This is a genomic window from Nakamurella lactea DSM 19367, from assembly GCF_000426645.1.
Taxonomy (GTDB): domain Bacteria; phylum Actinomycetota; class Actinomycetes; order Mycobacteriales; family Nakamurellaceae; genus Nakamurella; species Nakamurella lactea.
The window spans coordinates 20253-30168 of record NZ_AUFT01000026.1; the positions used below are offsets into that span (position 1 = coordinate 20253).

Genomic DNA, 9916 nt, shown 5'->3' on the forward strand with positions numbered 1-9916 from the left:
AGTCGTCAGCCCGAGAGACGTTCGGGCAGAGTCGCCAGCCCGAGAAACGTCGGGCAGAGTCGTCAGCCCGAGAGACGTCGGGCACAGTCGTCAGCCCGAGAACGTCGGGGCAGGATCGTCAACCCGCGTTGATCGGCGCGACCGTGCCGTCGGCCCGCAGCAGACCCAGCCAGGCGGTCGCCGACCGCTCGTTGGCCACCTGCGGGCGCCGCATCAGCAGTTCTTCCCAGCGCTGGTAGTTCGTGGACAACGGTGTTCCGGGGCGGCCACCCTGCCAGGTCACCGCGTTCGCGTCGAAGGCGACCACCAGGATCGACTGCGGGTCACCCCACTGTTGTGCCACCGCGGACATCCGCTCCGTCGTGGCCTTGCCGACGCCGACCGCCTGCAGACCGCAGGCCTGCTGCAAGGCCGGCACAAAATGTCCGAACGACGGATTCTCGCCGGCATGCACCACCCGGTCGCCGGGTGCGTACGAGCAGATGTCCGCGACCAGCGCCTGCTCGCCGGCCCCCTCGCGCACGGTGAACAGCTCACCCCAGGTGAGCACCGGCGCCGCGAACACGACCACCGATGCGGCGGCCACCAGCGCCCGCCCCCACCGGACGTGGCGTTGCTGCCCGCCCGCCGCCCGGATCCGCGCGCCCAGCCAGCGGGCCGCCTCCCGGCAGGCGTAACCAGCGACCAGCAACGCCCCGGGCACCACACCGGGCACCAGCCGGCGCATCGCCCAGATCTGGTCCGGGGTGATCGTCACCTTGTTCAGGTAGAGCAGGGCGGTGGTGGCCGGGATCGCCAACAGCACCACCGTGCGGGCATCCCGCCGCAGGATCATCCGGCGCACCAGCAGCAGGACGCCGACCGCCGCCACTGCCACCACCGCCCAGCCGAAGTACCACGCCAGCCAGTTGACGGTGTACTCGTCGTAGGACCGGGGGCCGTCGATCGGCAGGCCCTCGCTCCGCTGACGGTTCGCCACCGCGGACGCATAGCCGCCCCACATCAGGTGCGAGACCAGCCAGAGCGGTCGGCTGACCAGCACCAGCAGCACGACCCCGACGAAGACCTGGGCACCGACGGCCCATCGTCCGCGGTGCCGGCCGACGGCCAGGGCCAGGGCGCTGGGCCTGGCCCTGATGGTGACCAGCCACGCAATGACCGCGACGGCCACCAGGACGGCCACCAACGGCACCAACTGCGACACCGTGTCCATCAGGTACGACGGGCTGTGCAGCGCCAGATCGGTGACCCCGATCGCGACGGTGACCGCCCCGCCGAGCAGGAACGACCCGAGCCAGCGGCGCAGTCGGGCGCGGCGGACCGCACCGACCGAGAACATACCGAGGGCGCCGATCCCGACGATGCCCCCGATCAACGCCAAGAACCCGTCGACCCTGGCCATCACCGAGGCACCGGCGAACAGGCCGGCGAGCAGGAACAGGCGCGAGTTGCCCCGTTCGATGCCGGTCCACAGGCAGAGCATGGCGCCGCAGCCGAAGATGAGGCTGGACGGTTCGGTGTAGGGCATCCGGCCGAAGGCGGCCAGCGGCATCGACAACGCCAGCGCGAGCGGGGGCAGCAACCCCCACAGCGGCCCGAGGAACCGGCGGCTCACCGCATAGAGCGCCAGCAGACCGATGCCGGCGACCACCACCAGGGCGTGCAGCGCACCGGCCGGCCCGAAGATCCACCCGAACATCCCGATCAGGCCGGGCACCAAAGACGTTCCCTGGACATGGATCCGCGGCGCCGGCGCCTTGCCGGTCCAGTCCACGACCACGCCGGGGATCGAACGGGCCAGCTGTTGCGTCGCCTCGTCGACCCGGATGTCGGCGCTCGGATGGTCGATCAGGTACAGCCCGGACAGGGTGTACTGGCCGGGGTCGCGGTCGATCCCCATGATCTCGGAGGACAGCGGAACGTTCAGCACACACCAGCCGACCACGATGGCCAGCGCCAGCAACGTGCCCAGCACGGCCGCGCGCTGCGGCACCGGGGTGCGCGGAATCCATCGGCGGGTCAGGACCAGCGCGATCAACGCGGCCGGCAGCACCAACCACCAGCGGAACTGTTCGGTGATCAGCGCCAGCACGATGACGACGCTGACGGCCAGGAACCCCACCAGGATGCGGTCGGGCAACGAGACCCAGCCGCGGGCCAGGGCGAACGGGCGACGGCGCGAGACCGGCGGTACGACGACGGACGACGACGGGGTCATCTGTCGGCGGACCTCCTGTTGTTCTCGATCAGAGTTGGTGAGGGTATCCGACGGACCTGGGAGCGACGAACGTCTCCTTGATCGACCGCGGTGACGTCCATCGCATCAGGTTCGCGGCGGAGCCGGCCTTGTCGTTGGTCCCGGACGCCCTGGCGCCGCCGAACGGCTGCTGGCCGACGACGGCCCCGGTCGGCTTGTCGTTGATGTAGAAATTGCCCGCGGTGAACCGCAACCGCTCGCTCGCGGTGGCGATCGCTGCCCGGTCCCTGGCCATGATCGACCCGGTCAGTGCGTACGGCGAGGCCGTGTCGACCTGCCGTAGCACGTCGTCGAAGTCGTCGTCCGGGTAGACGTACAGCGACAGCAGCGGCCCGAAGTATTCATCACAGAAAATCGGGTCCGACGGGTCCTGCCCGAGCAGCAGGGTCGGCCGGACGAAGTAGCCACGGGCGTCGTCGTAGCCGCCGCCGGCCAGCACCTCGATCCCCTCGGTGGCCTTGGCCCGGTCGATGGCATCCTTCAAGCGCCCGAACGACTTACCGTCGATCACCGCGGAGCTGAAGTTCGTCAGATCCTCGACATCACCGACCTTCAACGCTTCGGTCTCGGCGATCAGCTTGTCCTTGAGCAGGGTCCACAGCGACTGGGGCAGGTACGCCCTTGAGGCCGCGCTGCACTTCTGCCCCGAGTACTCGAAGGCACCCCGGACCAACGCGGTGCTGAGCACGTCGAGATCCGCTGAGGGATGCGCCAGGACGAAGTCCTTGCCGCCGGTCTCGCCGACCAGCCGCGGGTACGAGCGGTACTTGGAGATGTTGGCACCGACTGTGCCCCACAGCATCTGGAAGGTTCTGGTGGACCCGGTGAAGTGGATCCCGGCCAATGCCGGATGGGCCAGCAGCACGTCGGAGATGTCGGCGCCGTGACCCGGTAGCAGGTTGATCACGCCGGGTGGCATGCCGGCCTCGATCAGCAACTCCATGGTGAGCGAGGCGGCAAGTTGTTGCGTCACCGACGGTTTCCAGATCACCACGTTGCCCATCAGGGCAGGTGCGGTCGGCAGGTTGCCGGCGATCGCGGTGAAGTTGAAGGGGGTGATCGCGTAGACGAAGCCCTCCAGCGGACGGTGGTCGGTCCGGTTCCAGATGCCCTTGGCGTTGGCCATCGGCTGCTCGGCCACGATCTGCCGGGCAAAATGCACATTGAACCGCCAGAAGTCGGCGAGCTCGCAGGCCGAGTCGATCTCCGCCTGGTAGGCGGTCTTGCCCTGACCCAACATGGTGGCGGCGTTGATCTTTGCCCGCCAGGGTCCGGCGAGCAGGTCGGCCGCTCGCAGCAGAACGGCCGCGCGCGAGTCGAAGTCCATGGCGCGCCAGTCGTTCGCCGCCCGCAGCGCGGCATCTATCGCGTCCTGCGCGTCAGCGGCAGTGGCATGCGCCGACCGCCCGAGCACCCTGGCGTGATCGTGCGGTGCGACCACGTCGAACGGCTCTCCCGATGGCATCCGCTGTTCGTCGCCGATCACCGCGGGCAGTTCGGTGGCCCCGGCGAAGGTGGCCAGCGCGGCGACCAGCGACGTCCGTTCGGTGCTCCCGGGGGCGTAGTCGAGCACCGGCTCGTTGACCGGCAGCGGCGGGTGGGTTACGGCATCCATCGGACTCTCCTACTTCTTGCTGGCGAACGATCGGAGGAAGAACATCAGGTTCGCCGGTCGCTCGGCGAGCCGGCGGGTGAAGTAGCCGTACCAGTCGTGCCCGTACGGCAGGTAGATCCGGACCGGGTGTCCGCGGGCGGCCAACCGGGACTGCTCGTCCGGCCGGATGCCGTACAGCATCTGGTATTCCCAGCTGTCCGCCGCACGGCCGTTGTCGGAGGCCAGTCGTTCGGCGATGGCGATCAGCCGCGGGTCGTGCGAACCGACCATCGGGCGTCCACGCCCCGCCATCAGGACCCGCAACGCCCGCACATAGGCCAGATCGACCTCCGCGGGTTCTGCGAAGGCTACCGATGACGGCTCGTCGTAGGCCCCCTTGACCAACCGGACGCGGGAGCCGGGTCCGGTCAGTTCGGCCAGGTCCTGCGGGGTCCGCAGCAGCATCGCCTGGATCGCCACGCCGACGTCCGGGAAGTCGGAGCGCAGGCCGGTCAGGATCTGCAGGGTCGAGTCGACGGTGCGATGGTCCTCCATGTCCAGGGTGACCCTGGCACCCGCGCCGTAGGCGGCCTCGACGATCTTCCGGGCACCGGCGGTCGCGTACGCCTCGCCGCCGCCCGGCACGTCGGGCCCACTCGGCAACGCCTGCCCGACTGCCGACAGTTTGACGCTGAGTTCGGCGCCGGCCACCAGACCGGCGTCCACCAGCGCGTCGATGAGGTCCAGGTAGCCGGCAACCGTGGCGTCGGCCTGGGCCGCGTTGGTGCAGTCCTCGCCGAGGAAGTCGCAGGTGACCTGTAGTCCGGCCGACCGCAACCGGCGCACCGCGGTCACGGCGTCCGCGGTGGTCTCGCCCGCGACGAACCGCTGCACCACGTCGCGGGTGACGGGCGCCCGGCTGATCAGATCGCGAACGGCATGGTTCCGCGACAGCGCCAGGATCGGCTTCCGCAACAGGTACATCGACACCTCGAGCATTCGCTGCGTGACCTCGCCGTCACGCTAATCGGGCAGTTGTACGATTAGGTTAGCACCGAACGGCGCCGAAAGGGACGTGAGTCTCGGGGCCTCTCGACCGGCACCGCCGGGACCAGGATCCACCGACATCCGCCTGTTCGCGAGCTGTGAAGATTGCCCACATCCGTTGCACCAACGCTCTTGTCGGCGGTGATCGGAAACCCTTCCACCGACCCGAAAGGAACTCGTCATCACTCCCACCACCGATCCCCAGCTCAGCGCCGCCGACAACGGCCTGCAGGTCAGCGAGCGGGCTGCCGACGTCCGTTTCCGCGAGCTGTACGAACGCGAATGGTCCTGGCGGACGGACGAACTCGGTGAGCGCTCACCCGCCAGTACGTTGGAACTGCCGCCGCGCCGGGCGATGCCGGACTGGAGCGCCCAACGGCAGGCCGAGCGACTGGCGTTCTGGCAGGGCATCCGGGCCGAGCTGGCCGACATCGATCCAGCTGACCTTTCGCACGAGGAATCCGTCAACTACCGGGTCTACCAACACCAGTTGACGTCGCTGATCGACCAACAGCGGTTTCGGCTGTACGAATGCCCGGCGAATTCCGACACCACCTTCTGGAGCGCGCTGATCGCCCAGACCAAGCGGCAGTTGGCCGATGCCGCCCAGGCTGACGACTATCTCGCTCAGCTAGGAACCGTTGCCAGGTACATCGATCAGAATGTGGACAACATGCGATCGGGCATCCGGCGCGGGTTCGGCCCGCCCCAGGTGACCATGGCCGACCGGGACGTGGCGATCCGGCGGATGGCCGAATTGCCGGACGCGCAGTCCTCACCGTTCCTGGATCCGTTCCGGACGCTGCCGGAGTCCATCGGCGCGGTCGACCGATCCGATCTGCTCGAGCGGGGCGAGGCGGTGGTGCTGGCCGAAGTCCAGCCCGCCTTTGCCCGGCTGTTGGAGTTCTACACCACCGAGTACTACCCTCACCTGCCCCAGAAGATCGACGCGGCAAGCCTTCCCGATGGGGAGGCCTACTACCAGGCCCAGCTGGCCGAATACACCACCACCGGGCTGACCGGCGAACAGATCCATCAGATCGGCCTCGACGCGGTTGCCGGTCTGCACGACGAGATGCGCGCGGTGGCGTCAGACGCCGGTTTCCCCGATGAGCAGGCGATGCTCGAGTTCATGCGGACCGACCCGCAGTTCTACGAGACCAGCGAGATTGGCTTGTTGCGACGGGCGGCCTGGCATGCCAAGCGGTTCGACGGGGTCGCTCATCTGTACTTCGGCAGGCTCCCGCGGATGGGGTTCGGGATCGAGCAGCCGGACCCGGACATCGCCCCGTACTACACCGCAGGGCGCGGTGGCTGGCGCCGCTACATCCTGAACACCTACAACCTGCCTGCCCGCAAGCTGTACTCGCTGCCGGCCCTCACCCTGCACGAAGCCGCGCCCGGCCATTGCTTCCAATCCGCCATGGCGCTGGAGATGACCGAGCACCCGGACTTCCGCCGGAGGACCTATACCTCCGCCTACGGCGAGGGCTGGGGCCTGTACACCGAGCGGCTCGGCGTCGAGATGGGTATGTACGAGACACCCTTCGAGCTGATGGGAATGCTCAGCTATCAGATGTGGCGGGCGGTCCGGCTGGTCGTCGACCCCGGCATCCACCTGCTCGGCTGGACCAGAGAACAGGCGCAGCGGTACTTGGCCGAGAACACCGCGCTGAATGACCACGAGGTGGTCACCGAGGTCGACCGGTACATCTCCTGGCCAGGTCAGGCCGCGTCCTATTACCTGGGCATGCTGGAGATCCTGCGATTGCGTCGAACGGCCGAAGACGCTCTCGGCGACCGCTTCTCGTTGCGGGCGTTCCACGATCTCGTGCTCTCGCTGGGATCGGTGCCACTGACCGTGCTGGCCGATGAGGTCGGCCGGTTCATCGCCGATGGTGGAGTGTCCCCCTTCGACGACCAGCGGCAGCACTAATCGGGCAGTTGTACGATTAATCTGACAGTGGTAACGGCGAGGGGAGAAGCGGTGACGGCACCTGATTCCGAGGCGCCCGACACCGACGCGCCCGACCCCCAGGCGCCCGATTCCCAGGCGCCCGATCCCGAGCAGGGCGGCGCCGCGGTGCGCCGCCGTCAGCCACCGGGGGTGCGTCGGCAGATGCTGCTGGCGGCCGCGCGTTCGGTGATCGCCGACCGTGGCCTGCACGCCACCACCGTCCGCGACGTCGCCGCCGCCGGCGGCGTGGCGGTGGGCACGGTGACCTACCACTTCTCCGGGATGGCCGAGATGCTGGCGGAGGTGCTGCGGGCCGAGATGGCGGAGTACTCGGCCGCCTTCATGAACGCCGCCGAGGCAGCCGCTACCGGCCGGGAGGCGTTGCAGCACATCATCAACGGCCTGCTCGCCGACGGCGAGCGGGCTCGCCGCCACTGGAAGCTGTGGCTGGACTTCTGGGCGCTGTCGGCGCACGACCCGCAGTACGCCGCATGGCAACGCGAGGTGTACGCCGAACTGCACGGGTTGGTCGAACGATCGTTCCGGCGCGGCACGGCCGACGGCAGCATCGCGCCGATGCCGGCGGCCGACACCGCGGCCGTGGAGTTCGTCGCCCTGCAGGACGGTCTGGTCGTCCAGTGCTATCTGCCCGGCTCCCGGCTGTCGCCGGCCCGGGCGCGCTCGATGCTTGCGGATCGGCTCGACGAACCACGCCGGCGGTGACGGCTGCCGCAGGACCGCCGGTCGGTCCGGCGAGCCCGCAGACTCAGAGCGAACCGGTGCGGTGCAGGTCGAAGACGTCGGCGGCGGTCTGTTCGACCGCGTGATCGAACTCCTCGATGCCGCGCTCGCGCAGGAACTCCACGTCCGCCTCGGTCATCGGGAGCAAGGTGAGCACCGCGAGCTCGATGGCCGTCTCGTCCTCCGACAGCACCAGGTCCAACTGGTCGGTCCACGGGCTGGCGTCGAACATCAGCCCGTGCACTCCGAGCTCCGGGACCAGCCGATGCTCGGAGACCAGCGAGGAACCGAAGGTGATCTCGGACATCTGCGGCGCGATCTGCACCGCATATCGGAGCAGCGTGAGTCCGTCGTCCTCCTGCTTCGGTCGAACGGTGATCACCAGCTCGCTGGGATTGACCACCTCGGCACCGGTCCGACCGTAGCCGAGCGTCACGAAGTGGCTCGCGCCCAGTTCGGCGTCCACGTACTGCAGCAGCGAGACGGGTCCGACCTCCTCGATCACCGCCATCGGACCGCGACCGCCGAGCACCCGGTCGAAGTGCGCGAGCGCCTGTTCCTCCGCCGCATCACGAGCCAGTGTCACGCCGTGCACCCCTTTCCGGTACCTGACAACAGAACGTACCGGCAGGCCGGCCGCATGCCCAACGGGCTACGGGGCCGGCTCAGTCGTTGCCCAGCCGGATCAGCCCACCGACGGCGTGGAACGGGCTGGTGGTGTCGAACACCGGCGATCGGTTGTTCTCGTAGGTGGACAGGTACGACTGCTGACTCTTGCCCGAGTTGTGGCCGGCATGTTCGTAGCCGTGGTAGTGACTCATGTCGTTGTAGTCGTTGCGCACCGCAGCCCGGGACGCGTCGTCGTAGGTGTGTACCACCTGCGACGCCGAGTAGTCGTGGCCGGGCTTGTGGCCGATCGAGCCGGAGTTCGGATGGCTCGGTGCAGTGACCGGCATCGTCTGCCCCGTTGCCGATCTCCGACCGGTGGCCGGGTCGACCTTGATGGGGGTGCCGTGAGCATCGAGTCTCGGCGGGATGATCCGGCCCGACTCGACACATTCCAGGCTGCCGTTCGCCGTTCGGTTGTTCATCGCGGCGGCCTTGGCCCTGGTCGGTGTCCGCGGGGTCGGCCGGGTGACCCTGGGATTGGCCCTCGTCTCGGCGATGATCCCCGGCCGGCGGTTGACGATCGCCTGCGCGGTGTCGACCGGGATCCCGTTGGTCCGCACCCGTTCGATCGCCTTGGCGGCGGCCCGGTTGTTCAGCGTCTTCATGATCGGGACCTTGTTGACGGTCGAGTAGACCGCGTCGTTGGCCTTGATCATTCCCTTGTAGGCCTTGGACGCCTTGAGCCCGGTGACGATCTTCGACCCGGTGACGGCGGACCTGACCCGGTAGGAGGTGGTCGCGACCTTCTCGGCACCGACCGCCACCTTCAGGCCCTTGCCGACGATCTTGCCGACACCCGGCAACGCCATCGTCGCCGCGTCGATGATGATCGAGGACCACGAACCCTCACCGGTGGCCAGCTTCAACCCGACATCGATCAACAACGCGGCACCACCGGTGATCAACGCCAACGGACCCATGATCACGTTGAGGCCGGGGACCAGGGACAGCACACCGGCGATCGCCGAGATGATCTTCAGAACACCGGAAATCTGCCGCAGCACATCGGCGTTCTCCTTGACCCAATCAACAACCGAGTTCTTCAACCGCCCCCAGAACCCCGGCGGCTTCTCGAACCGCATCCCCTTCGCCCGGCTGATCTCGTGACAACAGGCGGTCACCGCCTCCCGATGATCCGACCACACCTGGTTCGCAGCATCGATCGTCCCCTGCAGATCCGCCGCCGCCTCCGTATAGCTCGTCCTGGCACCCGAGGTCGTCGACACATACGTCGACGCCGGCAACGTCTCCCCCGGCTTCAACGCCAGCCGCGCCGTCGTCACCCGCGACGTCTCCGCCCGATCGGACGCCTGCGCATTCGCCAACGACGTCTGCGCCGACGACACCTTCGACTGCTGATTGTCATGCTGAGTCTTCAACGTCGACAACCTCGACTGGAACGACTCCAACTTCCCCGCATACGCATTCAACGCCGCCGACACAATCCCCCACGCCTCAGACGTCGTATCCAAATGCGGCGGCAGATCATCGTTCACCTTGGCCCGGAACGACTCTCCCTCATCACCGGCGAACTCCGACGAATCCACCCCCTTGATATCCGTCGACGCCGAACCGGCAGCAGTCCCGAACGTGCCCCACAACGACGCCGACGCCCGAATCGACGCCGGATCACCACCCAACGAGAACGACG

General features: G+C 68.1%; 7 protein-coding genes. 2 read left to right on the top strand and 5 right to left on the bottom strand.

From position 1 onward, the window contains the following. Nucleotides 1-118: 118 nt before the first annotated feature. Genes K340_RS0120770 through K340_RS0120780 form a run of 3 tightly spaced genes read right to left on the bottom strand, consistent with a single transcriptional unit; the run spans nt 119 to nt 4829 of the window. Nucleotides 119-2218, bottom strand: a complete 2100-nt coding sequence (locus tag K340_RS0120770; RefSeq protein ID WP_029138112.1) for an ArnT family glycosyltransferase — start codon at nt 2216-2218, stop codon at nt 119-121. Between the two features lie 28 nt (nt 2219-2246). Further along, a complete protein-coding gene (gene pruA / locus K340_RS0120775; RefSeq protein WP_029138113.1) occupies nt 2247-3872 on the bottom strand; it encodes an L-glutamate gamma-semialdehyde dehydrogenase in 1626 nt (541 codons plus the stop codon). Between the two features lie 9 nt (nt 3873-3881). Further along, the gene (locus K340_RS0120780; RefSeq protein WP_029138114.1) at nt 3882-4829 is read right to left on the bottom strand and encodes a proline dehydrogenase family protein; all 948 of its coding nucleotides are present in this window, start codon (nt 4827-4829) and stop codon (nt 3882-3884) included. Nucleotides 4830-5229: 400 nt separating this feature from the next. Between K340_RS0120780 and K340_RS32015 the strand changes: the two genes are divergently transcribed. Both K340_RS32015 and K340_RS36300 read left to right on the top strand, forming a co-directional pair. Further along, the gene (locus tag K340_RS32015; RefSeq protein ID WP_154674397.1) at nt 5230-6834 is read left to right on the top strand and encodes a DUF885 domain-containing protein; all 1605 of its coding nucleotides are present in this window, start codon (nt 5230-5232) and stop codon (nt 6832-6834) included. Nucleotides 6835-6885: 51 nt separating this feature from the next. Beyond that, nucleotides 6886-7578, top strand: a complete 693-nt coding sequence (locus tag K340_RS36300) for a TetR/AcrR family transcriptional regulator (RefSeq protein WP_051267072.1) — start codon at nt 6886-6888, stop codon at nt 7576-7578. A gap of 43 nt (nt 7579-7621) precedes the next feature. Here the strand turns inward: K340_RS36300 and K340_RS0120795 are convergent, their stop codons facing one another. Together K340_RS0120795 and K340_RS32025 are read right to left on the bottom strand one after the other, a co-directional pair. After that, on the bottom strand, nt 7622-8182 hold the full coding sequence (locus K340_RS0120795; protein ID WP_154674398.1) for a suppressor of fused domain protein: 561 nt from the start codon (nt 8180-8182) through the stop codon (nt 7622-7624). A gap of 79 nt (nt 8183-8261) precedes the next feature. After that, the coding region (locus tag K340_RS32025) for a putative T7SS-secreted protein (protein ID WP_211229570.1) at nt 8262-9916 on the bottom strand (1655 nt) is incomplete at its 5' end.

What these genes read in the sequence shown, in the direction of transcription:
- K340_RS0120770 (WP_029138112.1), bottom strand. Translation starts at nt 2,218, where the DNA reads ATGACCCCGTCGTCGTCCGTCGTCGTACCGCCGGTCTCGCGCCGTCGC.
- pruA (WP_029138113.1), bottom strand. Translation starts at nt 3,872, where the DNA reads ATGGATGCCGTAACCCACCCGCCGCTGCCGGTCAACGAGCCGGTGCTC.